The 18,879-nt window shown below is 63.7% G+C and carries 18 protein-coding genes; 9 read left to right on the top strand and 9 right to left on the bottom strand.

Going from position 1 to position 18,879, the window contains the following annotated elements:
* The first annotated feature begins 212 nt into the window (after window positions 1-212).
* Window positions 213-935, top strand: coding sequence for a ribonuclease PH (rph, locus tag HX881_RS25525; RefSeq protein ID WP_017125549.1), 723 nt, complete (start codon window positions 213-215; stop codon window positions 933-935).
* Window positions 936-971: 36 nt separating this feature from the next.
* A complete protein-coding gene (locus HX881_RS25520; protein WP_017125548.1) occupies window positions 972-1,337 on the top strand; it encodes a DUF4870 domain-containing protein in 366 nt (121 codons plus the stop codon).
* Window positions 1,338-1,443: 106 nt separating this feature from the next.
* On the opposite strand, the gene HX881_RS25515 is transcribed toward HX881_RS25520, so the two are convergent.
* Together HX881_RS25515 and pyrE are read right to left on the bottom strand one after the other, a co-directional pair.
* Window positions 1,444-2,025, bottom strand: coding sequence for a hypothetical protein (locus HX881_RS25515; protein WP_017125547.1), 582 nt, complete (start codon window positions 2,023-2,025; stop codon window positions 1,444-1,446).
* A 6-nt stretch (window positions 2,026-2,031) separates the two neighbouring features.
* Window positions 2,032-2,676: an orotate phosphoribosyltransferase gene (gene pyrE, locus HX881_RS25510; protein WP_017125546.1), complete on the bottom strand. Its 645-nt coding sequence runs from the start codon at window positions 2,674-2,676 to the stop codon at window positions 2,032-2,034.
* Between the two features lie 82 nt (window positions 2,677-2,758).
* On the opposite strand from pyrE, the gene HX881_RS25505 reads away from it, so the two are divergent.
* Complete coding sequence (locus tag HX881_RS25505) at window positions 2,759-3,538, top strand: exodeoxyribonuclease III (protein ID WP_017125545.1); 780 nt, start codon at window positions 2,759-2,761, stop codon at window positions 3,536-3,538.
* A 70-nt stretch (window positions 3,539-3,608) separates the two neighbouring features.
* Here the strand turns inward: HX881_RS25505 and argB are convergent, their stop codons facing one another.
* The 4 genes from argB to coaBC all read right to left on the bottom strand — a co-directional run bounded on the left by argB (window position 3,609) and on the right by coaBC (window position 8,917).
* Window positions 3,609-4,514, bottom strand: coding sequence for an acetylglutamate kinase (gene argB, locus HX881_RS25500; RefSeq protein ID WP_017125544.1), 906 nt, complete (start codon window positions 4,512-4,514; stop codon window positions 3,609-3,611).
* A 53-nt stretch (window positions 4,515-4,567) separates the two neighbouring features.
* The gene (gene algC / locus HX881_RS32665; RefSeq protein ID WP_218171782.1) at window positions 4,568-5,962 is read right to left on the bottom strand and encodes a phosphomannomutase/phosphoglucomutase; all 1,395 of its coding nucleotides are present in this window, start codon (window positions 5,960-5,962) and stop codon (window positions 4,568-4,570) included.
* Window positions 5,963-7,247: 1,285 nt separating this feature from the next.
* Complete coding sequence (gene dut, locus HX881_RS25490; RefSeq protein WP_017125542.1) at window positions 7,248-7,703, bottom strand: dUTP diphosphatase; 456 nt, start codon at window positions 7,701-7,703, stop codon at window positions 7,248-7,250.
* 5 nt (window positions 7,704-7,708) lie between these two features.
* Complete coding sequence (coaBC, locus tag HX881_RS25485) at window positions 7,709-8,917, bottom strand: bifunctional phosphopantothenoylcysteine decarboxylase/phosphopantothenate--cysteine ligase CoaBC (RefSeq protein WP_103032865.1); 1,209 nt, start codon at window positions 8,915-8,917, stop codon at window positions 7,709-7,711.
* Between the two features lie 133 nt (window positions 8,918-9,050).
* Here coaBC and radC point away from each other — a divergent pair, with 133 nt between their 5' ends.
* The gene (gene radC, locus HX881_RS25480; protein WP_017125540.1) at window positions 9,051-9,725 is read left to right on the top strand and encodes a RadC family protein; all 675 of its coding nucleotides are present in this window, start codon (window positions 9,051-9,053) and stop codon (window positions 9,723-9,725) included.
* 128 nt (window positions 9,726-9,853) lie between these two features.
* Here the strand turns inward: radC and HX881_RS25475 are convergent, their stop codons facing one another.
* Window positions 9,854-11,443 carry an ABC transporter substrate-binding protein gene (locus HX881_RS25475; RefSeq protein WP_017125539.1) on the bottom strand — a complete coding sequence of 530 codons (1,590 nt, stop codon included), beginning with the start codon at window positions 11,441-11,443 and terminating at the stop codon, window positions 9,854-9,856.
* Window positions 11,444-11,893: 450 nt separating this feature from the next.
* Between HX881_RS25475 and rpmB the strand changes: the two genes are divergently transcribed.
* From rpmB to HX881_RS25460, 3 genes are all read left to right on the top strand, one after another.
* Complete coding sequence (rpmB, locus tag HX881_RS25470; RefSeq protein WP_007921114.1) at window positions 11,894-12,127, top strand: 50S ribosomal protein L28; 234 nt, start codon at window positions 11,894-11,896, stop codon at window positions 12,125-12,127.
* 12 nt (window positions 12,128-12,139) lie between these two features.
* Complete coding sequence (gene rpmG, locus HX881_RS25465) at window positions 12,140-12,295, top strand: 50S ribosomal protein L33 (protein WP_003177274.1); 156 nt, start codon at window positions 12,140-12,142, stop codon at window positions 12,293-12,295.
* Between the two features lie 162 nt (window positions 12,296-12,457).
* Entirely contained in the window at window positions 12,458-13,840 is a 1,383-nt protein-coding gene (locus HX881_RS25460) for a hypothetical protein (RefSeq protein WP_017125537.1), read from the top strand.
* Here HX881_RS25460 and HX881_RS25455 read toward each other — a convergent pair whose 3' ends face one another.
* On the bottom strand, window positions 13,841-14,203 hold the full coding sequence (locus HX881_RS25455) for a cupin domain-containing protein (RefSeq protein ID WP_017125536.1): 363 nt from the start codon (window positions 14,201-14,203) through the stop codon (window positions 13,841-13,843).
* Window positions 14,204-14,441: 238 nt separating this feature from the next.
* Here HX881_RS25455 and HX881_RS25450 point away from each other — a divergent pair, with 238 nt between their 5' ends.
* Window positions 14,442-15,935, top strand: coding sequence for an aldehyde dehydrogenase (locus HX881_RS25450; protein ID WP_017125535.1), 1,494 nt, complete (start codon window positions 14,442-14,444; stop codon window positions 15,933-15,935).
* Window positions 15,936-16,172: 237 nt separating this feature from the next.
* Window positions 16,173-17,321 (top strand): MFS transporter, encoded by a 1,149-nt coding sequence (locus HX881_RS25445; protein WP_177087234.1) that lies wholly within the window; start codon window positions 16,173-16,175, stop codon window positions 17,319-17,321.
* Here HX881_RS25445 and HX881_RS25440 read toward each other — a convergent pair.
* Window positions 17,318-18,871, bottom strand: a complete 1,554-nt coding sequence (locus HX881_RS25440; RefSeq protein WP_244861799.1) for a phospholipase D family protein — start codon at window positions 18,869-18,871, stop codon at window positions 17,318-17,320. The two genes, HX881_RS25445 and HX881_RS25440, sit on opposite strands and share 4 nt — an antisense overlap.
* Between the last annotated feature and the right edge of the window lie 8 nt (window positions 18,872-18,879).

Here is an 18,879-nt window from a genome sequence, read left to right as displayed (position 1 = left end):
CGGGGCTGACCTGATGAATAAATTAAAGCCGACTGGCAGCAAAGGCGCAGGATTGTAGCGCAGTGCGGCGAATGCCCCAATGCCGGTCGATGACCTGCCGATCGCCGCGAAACCGTGGGAGCCGGTGGCTGCAGAATTTTAAGAAGTGCCCAGCGCGGGCCATGCCCTCTATAATGCCGGGTAGATTTCCGTCCCTGTACAGGTATTCCCAGATGAAACGTCCAAGTGGTCGCGCCGCCGATCAGCTCCGCTCGATCCGCATCACCCGCAACTACACCAAACACGCCGAGGGATCTGTACTGGTCGAGTTCGGTGATACCAAAGTGATTTGTACGGTCAGTGTCGAGAATGGGGTGCCGCGCTTCCTCAAGGGCCAGGGCCAGGGTTGGCTGACCGCCGAGTACGGTATGCTGCCGCGGGCCACCGGCGAGCGTAACCAGCGTGAGGCGAGCCGTGGCAAGCAGGGCGGCCGGACCCTGGAGATCCAGCGCCTGATCGGCCGTTCGCTGCGTGCTTCGCTGGATATGTCCAAGCTCGGCGACGTGACCCTGTATGTCGACTGCGATGTGATCCAGGCCGACGGCGGCACCCGCACTGCGTCCATCACCGGTTCCATGGTGGCGCTGGCCGATGCCCTGGCCGTGATCAAGAAACGTGGCGGCCTGAAGGGTGGCAGCCCGCTCAAGCAGATGATCGCTGCCGTTTCGGTGGGCATGTACCAGGGTGAGCCGGTACTCGACCTGGACTACCTGGAAGATTCCGCCGCCGAGACCGACCTCAACGTGGTGATGACCAGCACCGGTGGCTTTATCGAGGTCCAGGGCACCGCCGAAGGCGCGCCGTTCCAGCCGGAAGAGCTGAATGCGATGCTGGCACTGGCACAAAAAGGCATGAACGAGATCTTCGAATTGCAGAACGCCGCACTGGCTGACTGATGATCCGGACTTTTCCCCGCGTAAAAGGAGTGCGCCATGAGTGAGCAGATGCCTGTGCCGGCACCGGATGCAAACGTCCGTCAGTGGGCGATGTTCTGTCACTTGTCGGCGTTTCTCGGCTATTGGTTTCCCTTCGGCAGCCTGATCGGGCCGTTGATCCTCTGGCAGATGAAGCGTGAGCAGGATCCGTTCATCGATGCCCAGGGCAAGGAAGCGCTGAATTTCCAGATCACCGTGGCGGTGGCCGCGATGGTCTGTTTTGCGCTGATGTTCGTGGTGATCGGTTTCCTGCTGTTCGGCCTGCTGGCCATCGGTGCGGTGGTGTTGACCATCATTGCCGGCATCAAGGCCAACCAGGGCATCGCCTATCGCTATCCCTTCACCTGGCGTCCGATCAAATAGCTTCGGGCCGGTGCCGGATTGATGCGCAGACGGCGGTACAAGCTCCCCTGTCCAGCACCGACGCACAAAAAAGCCGACGCGAGGTCGGCTTTTTTGTGGCTGTCGATCAGCGCAGCAACTGCTCGACCCGTGCCCGATCCACCGCGAAATCCTGCTGTGACTGGACCCGTGCCGCCCGATACTTGTCGATATCGGCCTTCATCCGCACCTGCTCGTCGCGCAAGCCGGCGAGCTGGGCCAGTAGTTGTGGCGAAACCTCCTTGCCGGCGCGCTCCTGCTCCGCCGCCTGGCCTTGCAGGGCAGCCTGCTGGGCCAGCAACGCCTGGAGATTGGTCTGCACGCTGGCAATCAACCCATCCAGCTCGGCCAGTTTGCGTCCCTGGGCCTTGTCGACCTCATCGACGCTGGAATAGCGCTGCAGCAATTGCGCATTGGCATCGGCCTGGGCTTTCTCGGCCTGCTTCTGCTGGATCTGTTCGGCGGTGAGCGCCGGGGCCACGGTCTGGATCACCCGGCCGCGCTGGTTGAGCACCTGGTAGCCCTTGCCGATGTACTCCGGCGGCACACCCTGGCGATCCAGGACCGTCACGCCTTTGTTATCGACATAACGGTACAGCAGCACTTCGTCCGCCTGCACGGCGAACGAAGCCCCGATGGCCAGGGCCAGCCACAGGTATCCGCGCCTCAAGAAGGGTCAGATCCCGTACTGTGCGCGATAAGCCTCGACCGCCGGCAGATGCTGCTTGAGCTGCTCGTCGCCGGCGAGGAATTCGAGGACCTGGTTCAGCGACACGATGCTGACCACCGGAATGCCGAAGTCACGTTCGACTTCCTGGATCGCCGACAACTCACCGTTGCCGCGTTCCTGGCGATTCAGCGCGATCAACACGCCCGCGGCCTTGGCGCCGTCCTGGGATTCGATGATCTGCATCACTTCGCGAATTGCCGTACCGGCGGTGATCACGTCGTCGATGATCAGCACGTTGCCGGTCAATGGCGCGCCGACCAGGCTGCCGCCTTCGCCGTGGGCCTTGGCCTCCTTGCGGTTGAAGCACCATGGCAGATCGAGCTGGTGATGCTCGGCCAACGCCACGGCAGTCGCGGCCGCCAGGGGAATACCCTTGTAGGCCGGGCCGAACAGAACGTCGAAGGGAATACCGCTCTCGACGATCGCCGCGGCATAGAAACGCCCCAGCTGGGCCAGGGCGGAACCTGAGTTGAACAGGCCGGCATTGAAGAAGTAAGGACTGGTGCGTCCGGACTTCAGGGTGAACTCACCGAAGCGCAAAACCCCGCGATCGATGGCAAAACGAATGAAATCGCGCTGATACGCCTGCATGAAAAAAGCCCCAAATACCACGGATTTAGCTAATTAGGTAGACCTCGGGTATCATACACGCACGTGATTTTTGGGGCCATTTATGCGGATCATCAGTGTGAACGTCAATGGTATTCAGGCTGCAGTCGAGCGTGGTTTGCTCAGTTGGCTGCAAGCCCAGAATGCCGACGTCATCTGCCTGCAGGACACCCGCGCCTCCGCCTTTGAACTGGACGACCCAGCCTTCCAACTGGATGGCTACTTCCTTTATGCCTGCGATGCCGAAGTCCCTGCCCAAGGTGGCGTGGCTCTGTATTCGCGGTTGCAACCGAAGGCTGTCATCAGCGGTCTCGGTTTCGAGACGGCAGACCGCTACGGGCGCTACCTGCAAGCCGATTTCGACAAGGTCAGCATCGCGACCTTGCTGCTTCCATCAGGGCAGAACGGCGATGAAGACTTGAACCAGAAGTTCAAGCTTATGGACGACTTCGCCCGCTACCTGGATAAGCAGCGGCGCAAACGTCGCGAGTACATCTATTGCGGCTCGCTCTACGTGGCGCAGCAGAAGCTCGACATCAAGAACTGGCGCGACAGCCAGCAATCCCCGGGCTTCCTGGCGCCTGAGCGCGCCTGGATGGACGAGATTGTCGGCAACATGGGCTATGTCGATGCCCTGCGCGAAGTCAGCCGCGAAGGCGACCAGTACAGCTGGTGGCCGGATAACGAGCAGGCCGAGATGCTCAACCTCGGCTGGCGCTTCGATTATCAGATCCTGACGCCGGGGCTGCGCCGCTTCGTACGCAGCGCGCGCCTGCCGCGCCAGCCGCGCTTCTCGCAGCACGCACCGCTGATCGTCGACTACGACTGGACGCTGACCATCTGAGTCGTTGTCCAGACGGCAGAAAAAAGCCCCGCCCGGTTTCCCGGAGCGGGGCTTTTTTCATCGCCGGCGCTTAGTGGCGCTTGCGATTGCTGATCAGGGTGCCCATGCCGGTGTCGGTGAAGATCTCCAGCAGGACCGCATTCGGTACCCGGCCGTCGATGATCAGCGAGCTGCCCACGCCGCCCTGTACCGCTTCCAGCGCACACTGGATCTTTGGCAGCATGCCGCCGTAGATGGTGCCGTCGGCGATCAGGCCGTTAACCTGGTCGGTGCTCAGGCCGGTCAGGACCTTGCCTTCCTTGTCCATCAGGCCGGCGATATTGGTCAGCAGCATGAGCTTCTCGGCTTTCAGTGCCTCGGCGATCTTGCCGGCGACCAGGTCGGCGTTGATGTTGTAGGACTCACCATTGGCGCCCACGCCGATCGGCGCGATCACCGGGATGAAGTCGCCCTTGACCAGCAGGTTCAGCAGATCGGTATTGATCCCGACCACTTCGCCCACCTGGCCGTAGTCGATGATTTCCGGCGCGGTCATTTCCGGGGTCTGGCGGGTCACGGTGAGCTTTTTCGCACGGATCAGCTCAGCGTCCTTGCCGGTCAGGCCGATGGCGCTGCCGCCATGACGGTTGATCAGGTTGACGATGCTCTTGTTCACCTGGCCGCCGAGGACCATTTCCACCACGTCCATGGTCTGCGCGTCGGTGACGCGCATGCCGTCGACGAAATGGCTCTCGATGGACAGGCGCTTGAGCAGGTCGCCGATCTGCGGGCCACCGCCATGCACGACCACCGGGTTGATGCCCACGGCCTTCATCAACACGATATCGCGGGCAAAGCCGGTCTTCAGCTCTTCGCTTTCCATAGCATTGCCGCCGTACTTGATCACCAGCGTCTTGCCGACGTAGCGGCGGATGTAAGGCAACGCTTCGGAAAGAACCTTGGCGGTATTGGCAGCGGCATCGCGTTCGAGGGTCATTCAGGGCTCCGGTGGAACAAGTGGTCAGACGGTGTTTTTACACCGCCTGTATGTCAGAACGGTAGTTGGAGATCGGGTGCAACACGTTTCAGTTGCGCGTGGAACACATCCTTGATGCGCTGCAGCTCGGCCTCGGTATCGGCCTCGAAGCGCAGTACCAGCACCGGCGTGGTGTTGGAGGCGCGAACCAGGCCCCAGCCTTTGGGGTAGTCGACCCGTACACCGTCGATGGTGGTCAGGTTGGCGTCGCCCCATTGTGCGTCGTGCAAGGCTTCAATGATGCTGAATTTGCTCTCGTCGGTCACATTGATATTGATTTCCGGCGTGGAAATATCGTTCGGGAAGGTGGCGAACAGCTCCTCGGCGGTGGCTTTCTCCTGGCTGAGGATCTCCAGCAGGCGCGCGGCGCTGTAGATGCCGTCGTCGAAACCGAACCAGCGCTCCTTGAAGAAGATATGGCCGCTCATCTCGCCGGCCAGCAGGGCGCCGCTCTGCTTCATTTTTTTCTTGATCAGCGAGTGACCGGTCTTCCACATCACCGGGCGGCCGCCATATTCCTGGATCAGGGGAGTCAGGCGCCGGGTGCATTTGACGTCGAAGATGATATCCGCGCCCGGATTGCGCGACACCACGTCCTTGGCGAACAGCATCAGCAGGCGGTCCGGGAACACGATGTTACCGGTGTTGGTCACCACGCCGACGCGGTCGCCGTCACCGTCGAAGGCCAGGCCCAGGTCGGCATTGGTTTCCTTGACCTTGGCGATCAGGTCCTCGAGGTTTTCCGGCTTGCCCGGGTCCGGGTGGTGGTTCGGGAAGTTGCCGTCGACGTCGCAGAACAGCGGAATCACTTCGCAGCCCAGGGCTTCGATCAGTTGTGGGGCGATCACGCCTGCGGCACCGTTGCCGCAGTCGACCACTACCTTGAGTTTCTTCGCCAGGACGATGTCTTCGCGGATCTGCCGGAAGTAGCGGTCGAGGATCTCGACCTTCTCGATGCTGCCCTTGCCGCTGCTCAGGTCGTTGGTCTTCAGGCGCGTGTGCAGGGCCTGGATCTGTTCGTTGGCGAGGGTGTCGCCGGCGATGACGATCTTGAAGCCGTTGTAGTTCGACGGGTTGTGGCTGCCGGTGAGCATGACCCCGGACTTGCCGGCCAGCACGTTGGCGGCGTAGTACAGCGCCGGTGTCGGCACCAGGCCGACATCGCTGACATGGCAGCCGCTGTCATGCAGGCCCTGGATCAGTTGCTGGACCAGCTCCGGGCCGGACAGGCGCCCGTCGCGGCCAACCGATACATTCGGTTCGACCTGGGCCAGGCTCTGCGAGCCGATGGCGCGACCGATCCAGTAGGCGGTTTCGGCGGTCAGGGTTTCCGGAATCGTGCCGCGGATGTCATAGGCGCGGAAGATGCTGTCGGGGAACGTCGGGACAGTGCGTGTGATGCTGTTCATGGCGAGAGGGTGCTCCGTTCTCAGGAAATCCTGGTTTTCGTCGAGAATGTCGACATCGAGGATATCGGTATCTTGGAACAGCGGATCGATCCATTCGGCACCCGGGGTGACGGTCTGGATCGGCGCTGGGGCACTGCTGGTCGTCGGGCCTGGATCGATGCCGGGTTGATTCGCGGCGGCGGCAGGCTGGCCATTGCGCAGAGAGAAGCGCGCCAGATCCTGCGCCAGTCCGTTGAGGGCCGGCAGGCTCAAACTGAAGGCTTTGACGGCTTTTCCGCCGGAGAGTTCGTGAAACAGCTGTTCCAGCTGTCGGGCATCGCCGTCGAGACGGTTTTGCAGGCGTTTGTGGGTCAGGTAGATCGCCAGCACCGCGCTGCCGAGCACCACCAGCAGCGCCAGGAGCATGAGTCCATAGGCGCTGAGCGGGTAGCCGAACTGGAACGCCGGGCCGGGGCTGAACTTCAGTACCCAGTTGGCGTTGTTGGTGCCGAGGGTATAGCTATCCCCCGAGGCGCCATTGCCCCGCTGGTCGAGTACCTGTTCCGGGCTGCCGAGAATGCTTTGGGTGAGCTGCAGCGAACCGTTGTCCGGGTGCCAGGTGCCGAGGGGCTTGAGCAGGCGTTGCAGGTCGAATACCAGCAGCAGGGTCCCACGGGCATCGGTTGCGTCGCCCAGGGTCGCTACGCTGTACACCAGCCAGCGCTGGCCGACCTTGTAGGCCTCCGGCGGTGGCCGGGTGCCGCGTTCGGCGCGGCGGATCAGGTCCAGGGCCGAGAAATTCAGCGGCGCCGCACGGTCGGCGACCGGCTGGGCGGCGTCCCGCAGGTTGAGCTGCACGTCCACCAGGCCATCCATATGGCGCAGGCTGTCTTCCGTCGCTTTCACGCTATCGGCGTTCTGGCTTTGCAGGGCTTTCAGCAGGGCGGGGTTGAGCGCGGCGGCGTCGGTCTGGGCGATCAGGTCGGTGGTGGCCTGTCCCAGGCCCGAGGCCATCACGGAACCGGCCGTTTGCGCCAGTTGCAGGCGAAAGTACTGGTGCGAGGGGCCCAGCACGCCGAACCAGAGCAGTGCGGCTGCCAGCAGCAGGCCGCCGAGGGCGATCTTCAGGCCCGGAAGCAGTGGATTGGCGGCCTCATTCGAAGACGAATGGTCAGGATGTTCGGGACCGTTGGCGGTCTTTGCACTGCGCTTGATGCCTTTCAAATACCGTCTCCGCGAAACTCATCCTGAAGTGCAGCGCGAATTGTTCAGGCCGGGTGTGGAGCCCGGCCTTGATCAGCGTAGGTCAATGGCTGCCCGAATGCCCGAAACCGCCGGCACCGCGCTGGCTTTCGTCGAACTCCTGGACCAGTTCGAAATGCGCCTGGACCACCGGCACCAGCACCAGTTGGGCGATGCGCTCGCCGACGGCGATATTGAAGGCGGTCTGGCCGCGGTTCCAGCACGACACCATCAGCTCGCCCTGGTAGTCCGAGTCGATCAGGCCGACCAGGTTGCCCAGCACGATACCGTGCTTGTGGCCCAGGCCGGAGCGCGGCAGGATCAGCGCGGCCAGGCCCGGATCGCCGATATAGACCGACAGGCCGGTAGGAATCAGCAAGGTCTGGCCCGGTTCCAGTACGGTGTCCTGCTGGAGCATGGCGCGCAGGTCGAGGCCGGCCGAGCCGGGTGTGGCGTACTGCGGCAGCGGGAATTCGTTGCCGATGCGTGGGTCGAGGATCTTGGCTTGCAAAGCGTGCATGTGGATTAAACCTGGTTCAGTCGTGTGGCGATAAAAGAGATCAGCTGGCGGGCAATCTTGCCTTTGCTGGTCTGGGCGAAAAGTGTCGCGTGCAGGTCCCGGTCGATCACGCTGCAGGCGTTTTCCTCGCTGTTGAAGCCGATGCTGGGGTTGGCCACGTCATTGGCGACGATCAGGTCGAGGTTCTTGTCCTTCAGCTTGCGCGCGGCGTAGTCGAGCAGATGCTCGGTCTCGGCGGCAAAACCGACGCTGAACGGACGATCGGGACGGGAGGCGATGGTGGCCAAGATGTCCGGGTTGCGCACCATCTGCAGCAGCAGGCCGTCGCCGTTCGTAGGGTCTTTCTTGAGTTTTTGCGGGGCAACAACTTCGGGGCGGTAGTCCGCCACCGCGGCCGAGGCAATGAACAGATCGCAGGGGATCGCGGCTTCGCAGGCGGCGAGCATGTCGCGGGCGCTGACGACATCGATACGGCTGACCCGGTCAGGAGTCGGCAGGTGCACCGGGCCGGTGATCAGGGTCACCCGGGCGCCGGCCTCGACCGCGGCCTCGGCCAGGGCAAAGCCCATTTTCCCGGAGCTGTGGTTGGTGATGTAGCGCACCGGGTCGATGTTTTCCTGGGTCGGGCCGGCGGTGATCAGGACATGCCTGCCGGTCAGTGCCAGGTGCTGGAAGCAGTCGGCGGCGCACTGGGCCAGGTCGGTGGCTTCGAGCATGCGCCCCAGGCCGACGTCGCCACAGGCCTGGCTGCCGGAGGCCGGGCCGAAGACTTTCAGGCCGCGGCTCTGCAACAACTGGGTGTTGGCCTGGGTCGCGGGATCGCGCCACATGGCCTGGTTCATCGCCGGGGCGATGGCCACGGTGGCGTCGGTGGCGAGCACCAGGGTGGTCAGCAGGTCGTCGGCGATGCCCTGGGCCAGGCGTGCGATCAGGTCGGCGGTGGCGGGCGCGATCAGCACCAGGTCGGCCCACTTGGCCAGTTCGATATGGCCCATCGCGGCTTCGGCCGCCGGGTCGAGCAGGTCCAGGTGCACCGGGTGCCCGGACAGCGCCTGCATGGTCAGCGGAGTGATGAACTCGCTGCCGCCGCGGGTCATGACCACGCGCACTTCGGCGCCCTGGTCGAGAAGTCGGCGAACCAGCTCGGCGCTCTTGTAGGCAGCAATGCCGCCGCCGACGCCGAGAACGATGCGTTTCCGATACAGCCGCTGCATAGGCCTGCCTTTTAGTCCGGTGATTGCTACCCCCGACGACGCCTCCCCAGGCCGGATCGGGGGTAAAAAAGATGGGCTACGATAACACAGCGCCCGCCATGGAACAGCGGGGCCCAAAGGACAGGGAGGTGGGATGAGTATTCGCAATTGGCCGGCTGCGGAGCGGCCACGGGAGAAGCTGCTGGAGCTGGGGTCGGCAAGCCTGTCCGATGCCGAGCTGCTGGCGATCTTCCTGCGCACCGGGGTTTCCGGCAGAAGTGCCGTGGATCTGGCGCGACATCTGTTAGGACGGTTCGGTAGTTTGCGTAGCCTGCTGGAGGCCGACCAGCGGGAATTCAGCCGTGAGCTGGGTTTGGGGCCGGCCAAGTTCGCCCAGTTGCAGGCGGTGCTGGAAATGGCCCGCCGTCACCTGGCCGAGCGCCTGCGGCGTGATTCGGCCCTGGAAAGCCCGCGGGCCGTACGCGACTACCTCAAGGCGATGTTGCGCCATGAGCCCCATGAGGTGTTCGGCTGCCTGTTTCTGGATGCCAAGCACCGGGTGCTGGCCTTCGAGGCTTTGTTCCAGGGCTCCATCGACAACACCAGCGTCTATCCCCGCCAGGTGGTGAAAAGGGCGCTGGCGCACAATGCGGCGGCGTTGATCCTGTGCCACAACCATCCTTCGGGGGTTGCCGAGCCCAGCCAGGCCGACCGGCTGCTGACCCGGCGGCTGAAGGATGCACTGGAATTCGTGGATGTGCGGGTGCTCGATCATTTCATTGTCGGCGAGGGCGAGCCGTTTTCAATGATGGAGCATGGCCTGATGTAGGTGGGAGGCGGGCAGATACCGCGATCCCTTGCAGGAGCCGGCTTGCCGGCGATGGCGTCCGGATGGGCGCCGCAAGGCTCGAAGGCCTCGTCGCCGGCAAGCCGGCTCCTGCAGGGGGCGTGTCAATCTCAGGGTTTCAGGGCGACCCGGGAGAAGTCCTGGCGTCCGAACGGGCTCACCTGGTAGCCCTGGACATCCTTGCGTGTCAGGGCGAAGGCGGTTGGGTGGGCCAGTGGCAGCCAGAGCGCCTGCTGTTGGATCTGGGCCTGGGCCTGCTGGTAGAGCTTGCTGCGCACGCCCTGTTCGCTGGTGGTTTTCCCGGCGCTGATCAGCTTGTCCAGGCCGGCATCGCAATAACGCGCGAAGTTGGTGCCGGATTTCACAGCGGCGCAGGAGAATTGCGGGGTCAGGAAGTTGTCCGGGTCGCCATTGTCGCCGGCCCAGCCCATGAACAGCAGGTCATGCTCGCCGGCCTTGGCGCGGCGGATCAGTTCGCCCCATTCGATCACGCGGATTTCCGCCTGGATCCCCACTTCCGCCAGGTCGGCCTGCAGCAGTTGCGCGCCAAGGCTCGGGTTGGGGTTGAGCAGGCTGCCCGACGGGCGGGTCCAGATAGTGGTCTGGAAGCCGTCCTTGAGGCCGGCCTTGGCCAGCAGCGCCTTGGCCTTCGCCGGATCGTGGGCGTAGCCGGGCAGGTCCCTGGCGTAGCTCCAGGTATTGGGCGGGTAAGGGCCGTTGGCGGCTTCGGCGGTATCCTCGAAGACGGCCTTGAGGTAGCTGGTCTTGTCGAAGGCCAGGTTGATCGCCTGGCGGACTTCCGGCTTGTCCAGCGGCGGATGCTGGCTGTTGATGGCGAGGAAGGCGGTCATGAAGGCGGCGGTCTTCTCCACCTTGAGCGCCGGATCCTTGCTCGCCGCACCGACATCCAGGGGCTTGGGCGAAAGGGCGATCTGGCATTCGTTACGCCGCAGCTTCTGCAGCCGCACGTTGGCGTCCGGGGTGATCGCGAAGATCAGGTTGTCGACCGCCGGCTTGCCGGCGAAGTAGTCCGGATTGGCGGTATAACGGATCGATGCGTCCTTCTGGAACCGCCCGAAAACGAACGGGCCGGTGCCGATCGGCTGGCTGTTGAGCTTCTCCGGGGTATTGGCGGCCATCAGCTTGTCGGCGTATTCCGACGAATAGATGGAGGCAAAGCCCATGCTCAGCGCCGCCAGGAAGGTCGAGTCCGGGTGGTCCAGGGTAAAGCGCACGGTCAGCGGATCGGTGGCCTCGATGCGCTTGATCAGTGCCGGCAGTTGCAGCGACTGGGCATGGGGGAAGCCGCTCTGGGCGATCTTGTGCCAGGGGTTGGCCGGGTCCAGCATGCGTTCGAAACTGAAGCGGACGTCGGCCGCGGTCAGGTCGCGGGTCGGCTTGAAGTAATCGGTGCGATGGAATTTCACCCCGGGGTGCAGCTTGAAGTCGTAGGTCAGGCCGTCATCGGAGACGCTCCAGCTGTCGGCCAGGCTCGGCACCAGCTTGCCGCTGGCGGCGTCGAAGTCCACCAGGCGGTTCATCAGCACATCCGCCGAGGCGTTGGTGGTGGTCAACGAGTTGTATTGCACGACGTCGAAGCCCTCCGGGCTGGCTTCGGTGCAGACGCTCAGCGAGGTCGCGGCCGAGGCCAGCGGGCTGAGAAAAGGGACGAGCAATAGCGGTAGGGCAGCGAAGCGCATATTCAGTTTCCTTTGCAGGTCGTTGTCCCATCTGCGAGTGCAGTCTGGAAAAACCTCTACCCTAGTGCGCCGGGCGACAATTGACTATCCCATTTTTACTCGGCTTGCCCGGGGCACTGTACAATCGCGCGGTCTTCCCCATACAGGGTTCCGGGCTTTTCCTCGCAGGGCCTGGCTTTGTGCGACGAGCGGCATTTGTTGCCCAAGCCCCCGGCATTGGCGTCCCGTACCCTGGTTCTCGGGCGCTCGACACGGTTTTAATCGCACTTGATGTTGTTGCAACGTAGTCTTTCTGGTATAAAGCAGCGCTCTTTTCTAGGGGCCCGGTTCCTTCGCTTGTAGGTGTAGCCGGTAAGACCCTTAAAGAAACGCGGCGCCTGGCGCCAAATGACTGAGAGATTAAGCGGCCAACCCATGCCGGGTTGGGCATGTGGTTTAGAGGGCTGAGGCATGTCTAGAGTCTGTCAAGTTACCGGTAAGGGTCCGGTGACTGGGAATAACATTTCCCACGCAAACAACAAAACCCGTCGTCGTTTCCTGCCGAACCTGCAGCATCACCGCTTCTGGGTTGAGTCGGAGAAGCGTTTCGTGCGTCTGCGCGTTTCCGCCAAGGGCATGCGTATCATCGACAAGCGTGGCATTGATGTCGTGCTGGCCGAACTCCGTCGCGATGGCAAGGTATAAGGGAGCTAAATCATGCGTGAATTGATTCGTTTGATCTCGAGCGCCGGTACTGGTCATTTCTACACGACTGACAAGAACAAGCGCACTACTCCGGACAAAATCGAGATCAAGAAATATGATCCGGTTGTTCGCAAGCACGTGATCTACAAGGAAGGCAAAATCAAGTAATTGATTTTGTTTTTCGAGAAAAACCCCGACTGGTTCGGGGTTTTTTTTTCGCCTGTTTTTCGGCTGTTTCCTTCATTTCGCATGGCCTTTTCCTGCGTCTCTCCCGTTGTGCCTTTCCTAGACTGCCTGAACAGCGGGACAACACAGTCATGGAGGGCGTGGATGATCATTGCGAGGATGTTTGCATTGCTGTTGCTGGTGTTCCTGGCGGCGGCCAGTGTCGCGGTTTCGGCGGCGCCGTCGGCCGATGGCGAAACCGGCACCGACGCCTATGTGCGCCGGATGATCGAGGCGACGCAGGTCGCCTGGCCCGCGCTGGCCGGGTTCAACCAGGCCACCCGGGTGTTTGCCGATATCCAGCTGGTGACCAGCAATGGCCGGCGCGCCTGGGTGATGAATGCCCAGGGCGGGCGCGAAGTGGAGATGGCGCAGGTCACCGCACTGGGCCTGTCCCACGAGTACCAGCGCTATCGGAAGATCCGCTGGCAGGGCCGCCCGGCCGTCTTTGTCGGCCTGGGAGAAGCCTTGCCCGAGGATGAGCGGCAGCGCCTGAAGGATCCGCGGGCAGTTCCCGATGTGTTCAGCCTGGCAACCCACGAGGCCTTTCATTTTTACGCCGAGGACGACTGGGTGGTTGGCCCGGGGGCGGAGCGCAGCGTCCTGTATCCCGCGTCCGCCGCGCCGAGGCTGTATCGCAACCTGATCATCCGTCACCTGCTGGCGGCGGCCCAGGGACAGCCTGACGGGTTGGCACGGGCCAGCCATTGGCATCGCCGCTGGTTGAGCGAGCATGCCGACGAGGCCAGGCGTGTCGGCAACACCGACCGCTCCGAAGGCAGTGCGCGTCATGTGGAGTCGGTTGCCCGATTGCTGGCGCAGGGCGTACGGCCGGACTCTGCCGAATGGTCGACACTGATGCTCGAAGCGCTGGTCCGGCAGGGGCGGGAAGACTATCTGACCGCCGACCACGAGAGTTATGTGCTGGGCGATCTGGCCGGGTATCTGCTTGAGCGCCAGGGGGTGGACTGGCTGCCGCGTGTCGCCCGGGGCGAGACGCCGGTGGCGATCCTGCTGGGATCGCTGCCACCGCTCGCCACGCCTGCTGACGAGGTGCTGAGCCAGCGCATCGACGCTGCCGTCGCCAAGGCCAATCGCCAGGCGGCGCAGGCCTTCGAGCCGTTCCTGCAGCGTTTCAACGATCCCTCCGGCGCACGCCTGATGGTGTCGAACCGAGCCATGCAGGGCAGTTTCGAGATCGTCCAGTCCTACCTTCTGGCCGCGCAGCCCGAGAAAATCGAAGTGGGGGTGCGGGCGGGCTTCGCCTTCCGTGACGGTCGCATCGAACTCAGGGCGGCCACCGTCGCGAGTCGGCTGCAGGAAGCCTGTGGGCGCGAGGATTTCTACTGGATCCTGGCCCTGACGGCGGACGAACTGGAGAAGGGCGACGACGGTCGCCTGCGCGTCGAGCGCGACGACCTCAAGCTCGACCTGCCCTATCCGGTGCGGGCCGTCGACGACCCGCGCATCTGGTGCATCGAGGCCTGATCAGGCTTTCTGTTCGAAGACCACGTAGATCTTGCGGCAGTGCTCCAGCACTTCCCAGGTGCCCTTGAAGCCTGCTGGAATGACGAAGCGGTCGCCGGCGCGCAAGGTCTTGGCGTTGCCATCGGCATCGCGCAACACCGAAACGCCCTGCACGATTTCGCAGTATTCGTGCTCGGTGTAGTTCACCGTCCATTGGCCGACCGCGCCTTCCCAGACACCGGCATTCATCTGGCCGCACGGGCTGGCGTAGTGATTGAAGATCGTCTGTTCCGGATCGCCCTTGAGCACCTTTTCCGGTACCGGGCGAAAGCGTTCGGGCGTGGTGCTGGCTTCGCTGAAGTCGACGATGTCCTGGATGCTCATGCTGCTTTTCCTCGGCAGTGGTAAGGCGGGTGATCGGCAGTCACGAGTCTATGTTTATTAAAACGAACATGGCAACGGCGTTTACCGACCTTGTGTCAAATATATTGAAACTTCGGGTGCCGCTGGTTTAGGGTGGTGGGTGCCGTGGGCCGAAAACAGGGCTCGTCGGGCAGAATTCTGGACGGTGCTGGCGCAAGAGCGCGTGGCGCTTGTATTTCAATAAGAGGAGGACACTCGCATGACCACCCTGACTCGTGCTGACTGGGAACAACGCGCCCGTGAGCTGAAGATTGAAGGCCGCGCCTACATCAATGGCGAATACACCGCCGCGGTTTCCAACGACACGTTCGAGTGCATCAGCCCGGTCGACGGCCGCCTGCTGACGCATGTTGCCAGCTGCGATGCCGCCGATGCCCAGCGCGCCGTGGAAAATGCCCGTGCCACTTTCAATTCCGGCGTCTGGTCGCGCCTGGCGCCGGCCAAGCGCAAGGCGGCGATGATCCGTTTCGCCGCGCTGCTGAAGACCAATGCCGAAGAGCTGGCCCTGCTTGAAACCCTAGACATGGGCAAGCCGATCACCGACTCGCTGTTCATTGACGTGCCGGGCGCGGCCCAGGCACTGAGCTGGAGCGGCGAAGCCATCGACAAGATCTACGATGAAGTCGCCGCGACGCCCCATGACCAGTTGGGCCTGGTGACCCGCGAGCCGGTCGGCGTGGTCGGCGCCATCGTGCCGTGGAACTTCCCGCTGATGATGGCCTGCTGGAAACTCGGCCCGGCGCTGTCCACCGGTAACTCGGTGATTCTCAAGCCATCGGAAAAATCCCCGCTGACCGCCATCCGCATCGCGGCCCTGGCCGTCGAGGCCGGCATCCCGGCGGGTGTGCTCAACGTGCTGCCCGGTTACGGCCACACCGTCGGCAAGGCCCTGGCCCTGCATATGGATGTCGATACCCTGGTGTTCACCGGTTCGACCAAGATCGCCAAGCAACTGATGGTCTACTCCGGCGAGTCGAACATGAAGCGCGTCTGGCTGGAAGCCGGCGGCAAGAGCCCGAACATCGTCTTTGCCGACGCCCCGGACCTGCAGGCCGCCGCCGAAGCCGCGGCCAGCGCCATCGCGTTCAACCAGGGCGAAGTCTGCACCGCTGGTTCGCGCCTGCTGGTGGAGCGTTCGATCAAGGACACCTTCCTGCCGCTGGTGATCGAGGCGCTGAAGGCCTGGAAGCCGGGCAACCCGCTGGATCCGGCAACCAATGTCGGGGCCCTGGTGGACACCCAGCAGATGAACACCGTGCTGTCCTACATCGATTCCGGCCATGCCGATGGCGCCAAGCTGGTGGCCGGCGGCAAGCGAACCCTCCAGGAGACTGGCGGGACCTATGTCGAGCCGACGATTTTCGATGGCGTGAGCAACGCGATGAAAATCGCCCAGGAAGAAATCTTCGGCCCGGTGCTGTCGGTGATCGCTTTCGATAGCGTCGAAGAAGCCATCCAGATTGCCAACGACACGCCGTATGGCCTGGCCGCTGCCGTCTGGACCGCGAACATCTCCAAGGCACACCTGACCGCCAAGGCCCTGCGTGCCGGCAGCGTGTGGGTCAACCAGTACGACGGCGGTGACATGACCGCGCCGTTCGGTGGTTTCAAGCAGTCGGGTAACGGCCGCGACAAGTCGCTGCATGCGTTCGACAAGTACACCGAGCTGAAGGCGACCTGGATCAAGCTGTAATCTTCAGGTCGCAACAAAACCTGTAGGAGCCGGCTTGCTGGCGATGAGGTCCTGGGGCCTGCGCTGTCAGTCCGGACGCCATCGCCAGCAAGCCGGCTCCCACAAGGATCGCGTCTGACGATCGTTCCCACGCGGAGCATGGGAACGATCGACGGTATCCAAAAGACACAGCCGGACTTTCCGCAAGGAGGTCCGGCTGCGTTGTCTCCAGACAGAGTTATCCACAGGAGCGTGGAAATGCGTTGGGCGACTTATTTCGCCGTCCTGGCCGCTGTGCTGAGCGTCGGCCTGGCGCTGGGCGTGAGCATGCCGCTGGTGTCGCTGCGGCTGGAAGGCTGGGGTTATGGTTCGTTCGCCATCGGGGTCATGGCGGCGATGCCGGCCATTGGCGTGCTGGTCGGCGCGAGTGTGTCCAGCCGCCTGGCGGCCCACTTCGGTACGGCGCGGCTGATGGCCCTGTGTCTGTGGGCCGGGGCATTGTCCATCGGCCTGCTGGCGCTGTTGCCGAGTTATCCGGTCTGGCTGGTGCTGCGCCTGATGATCGGGGTGATCCTGACCATCGTCTTCATTCTCGGCGAAAGCTGGATCAACCAGTTGGTGGTCGAGCGCTGGCGCGGCCGGCTGGTGGCGCTCTATGGCAGCAGCTATGCCCTGAGCCAGCTGTCCGGGCCGTTGCTGCTGGCGGCGGTGGGCACGCAAGGCGACTACGGTTTCTGGGTCGGGGTGGGCCTGCTGGTGCTTTCGCCGTTCCTGTTGCTGGGCCGTAGCGGGGCTCCGACCTCGGAATCCAGCCGGGTGACCCTGATGGACCTGCTGGGGTTCTGCCGGAACCTGCCGGCGATTGCCTGGGCGATCTCGTTGTTTGCCGCCTTCGAGGCGATGATCCTGACACTGCTGCCGGTCTACTGCCTGCGCCAGGGCTTCACGGCGGATATCGCCCTGGCGATGGTCAGTACCGTGGTGGTGGGCGATGCGCTGCTGCAGTTACCGATCGGAGCCTTGGCCGACCGGATCTCGCGGCGGGCGATGTTCAGCGGCTGCGCGGTGGCGCTGATGCTGTCGAGCCTGGCGGTACCGCTGTTGCTCGACACCCTGCTGATCTGGCCGCTGTGGGTGCTGTTCGGGGCGAGCGCGGGCGGCTTGTTCACGCTGTCGTTGATCCTGATCGGCGAGCGTTATCGTGACGACGCGCTGGTCCGCGCCAACGCCCATGTGGCCCAGCTCTGGGGCATCGGTTGCCTGGTCGGGCCGCTGGCCGCAGGGGCGGGCAGCCAGTGGATCAGCGGGCATGCCTTGCCGCTGTTCATGGCCGCGGGGGCGCTGGGCCTGGTGATCCTGGTACTGCGCCAGGGGGCGTTTGGCCGGACGGAGCCCGTGTCCGCCTAAAGCATGCGCTCCAGCCCGACGCTGCTGGCGAGCCAGGCATTGAAGCGGCGCCACCAGCTCCCGGGTTCGCGATGCAGGACATGTATCCGGCCGTTGTCCTCGGTGACCCAGACCAGTTGCCCGGCTTCCAGCCGTGGCTCGTAGCTCAGGGCCGGAGCCATGCCCTGCAAGGCCAGGGTGCGCACGTGTTCAGCCAGCTCCGGGCTGTCGACCAGCACCCCGACCTCGGTGTTCCACAGCACCGAGCGCGGGTCGAAATTGAACGAGCCGACAAAGGATTTCTGCCGGTCGAAGATCATCGCCTTGCTGTGCAGGCTGGAATCCGAGCCCTTGGATGAGCCGCTATGGAACAGGTGCGGGCCACTGCCGCCACGGTCGCCGGGTTGGCGGCGCAGTTCGAAGAGTTTCACCCCGTGTGCCAGCAACGCCTTGCGGTAGGGCGCATACCCGCCGTGCACCGCCGGCACGTCGGTGGCTTCCAGCGAGTTGGTCAGCAGGCTGACGGCCACCCCGGCGTCCGCCCGTCCTGTCAGGTACACCAGCCCCGGTTGGCCGGGCACGAAGTACGCGGAAATCATCATCAGCTCGGTATGGACATTCTGCAGCTCGGGCGCCAGCTGGGTGGTCAGCAGCAGGCGCGGATCGGGCTCGTTCCTGGCCAGCACCTTGCTCGGCGCATCCCACAAGGCCTGGTTCCAGGCCCAGATCAACTCGCGGCGCCAGGTGTCGAGGCGGGGGCGGTAACGGTAATCGGCCAGGCGCTGGTACAGCGCGGGGTTCTGCTGGCGCCAGGCGTCGAGGGACTGTTCCAGGCGGGTGCGGGTGTCCGCCAGGTCGCGAGCGGTGGGTTGGCGCGAGAGGAACTCGCCGATGGGTTTGCTCAGGGCGCTGTTCCAGTACTGGTCGAAGCTGTGGCCGAGCTGTTCGGCCACCGGTCCCACGCCGAGCATGTCGATATCGGTGAAGTTCAGGTCCGGTTGCGCGCCGAAATACTCGTCGCCCAGATTGCGTCCGCCGACGATGGCCGCGCTGTTGTCGGCCAGCCACAGCTTGTTGTGCATGCGCCGGTGTTGCAGGGACAGGTTGAACAGCCGGCCCAGGGTGCGCGTGGCCACGGTGCTGCGCCCCAGGTCCAGCGGATTGAACAGGCGGATCTGGATGTTCGGGTGGGCGGCCAGGGTGGCGATGATGTCGTCGAGGCCGTCGCTGGTGGTGTCGTCCAGCAGGATTCGCACGCGCACGCCGCGGTCGGCGGCCTTGAGCAGTTCGTCCACCAGCATCCGTGTGCTCAGGCCGTCGTGGACGATGTAGTACTGCAGGTCGAGGCTGCTCTGGGCGTTGCGGATCAGTTCGGCCCGGGCCCGGAAGGCCTCGCCGCCATTGGGCAGCAGGCGAAAGCCCGAGCGCCCCTGGTAGGCCGCGGCCTGGGCCTGGAGCGCGCGGCCGAAGGCCGAGTCCGCTGCCGGCAAGGCCTGGCTGGGGATTCGGGGAACTTCCAGTGAGGCGCATCCGCTCAAGAGCAGGGCGATCAACAGCAAACAGGATTTCAAGCGCAGTC

The organism is Pseudomonas gingeri (assembly GCF_013386115.1).
GTDB lineage: Bacteria > Pseudomonadota > Gammaproteobacteria > Pseudomonadales > Pseudomonadaceae > Aquipseudomonas > Aquipseudomonas gingeri.
Note: the sequence above shows the minus strand (reverse complement) of the source record. Positions and strands in the feature narration are given on the sequence as shown.

Coding starts and splice junctions, on each gene's coding strand:
- rph (WP_017125549.1), top strand. CDS start 213: ATGAAACGTCCAAGTGGTCGCGCCGCCGATCAGCTCCGCTCGATCCGC.
- HX881_RS25520 (WP_017125548.1), top strand. CDS start 972: ATGAGTGAGCAGATGCCTGTGCCGGCACCGGATGCAAACGTCCGTCAG.
- pyrE (WP_017125546.1), bottom strand. CDS start 2,676: ATGCAGGCGTATCAGCGCGATTTCATTCGTTTTGCCATCGATCGCGGG.
- HX881_RS25505 (WP_017125545.1), top strand. CDS start 2,759: ATGCGGATCATCAGTGTGAACGTCAATGGTATTCAGGCTGCAGTCGAG.
- argB (WP_017125544.1), bottom strand. CDS start 4,514: ATGACCCTCGAACGCGATGCCGCTGCCAATACCGCCAAGGTTCTTTCC.
- algC (WP_218171782.1), bottom strand. CDS start 5,962: ATGAACAGCATCACACGCACTGTCCCGACGTTCCCCGACAGCATCTTC.
- dut (WP_017125542.1), bottom strand. CDS start 7,703: ATGCACGCTTTGCAAGCCAAGATCCTCGACCCACGCATCGGCAACGAA.
- coaBC (WP_103032865.1), bottom strand. CDS start 8,917: ATGCAGCGGCTGTATCGGAAACGCATCGTTCTCGGCGTCGGCGGCGGC.
- radC (WP_017125540.1), top strand. CDS start 9,051: ATGAGTATTCGCAATTGGCCGGCTGCGGAGCGGCCACGGGAGAAGCTG.
- HX881_RS25475 (WP_017125539.1), bottom strand. CDS start 11,443: ATGCGCTTCGCTGCCCTACCGCTATTGCTCGTCCCTTTTCTCAGCCCG.
- rpmB (WP_007921114.1), top strand. CDS start 11,894: ATGTCTAGAGTCTGTCAAGTTACCGGTAAGGGTCCGGTGACTGGGAAT.
- rpmG (WP_003177274.1), top strand. CDS start 12,140: ATGCGTGAATTGATTCGTTTGATCTCGAGCGCCGGTACTGGTCATTTC.
- HX881_RS25460 (WP_017125537.1), top strand. CDS start 12,458: ATGATCATTGCGAGGATGTTTGCATTGCTGTTGCTGGTGTTCCTGGCG.
- HX881_RS25455 (WP_017125536.1), bottom strand. CDS start 14,203: ATGAGCATCCAGGACATCGTCGACTTCAGCGAAGCCAGCACCACGCCC.
- HX881_RS25450 (WP_017125535.1), top strand. CDS start 14,442: ATGACCACCCTGACTCGTGCTGACTGGGAACAACGCGCCCGTGAGCTG.
- HX881_RS25445 (WP_177087234.1), top strand. CDS start 16,173: ATGCGTTGGGCGACTTATTTCGCCGTCCTGGCCGCTGTGCTGAGCGTC.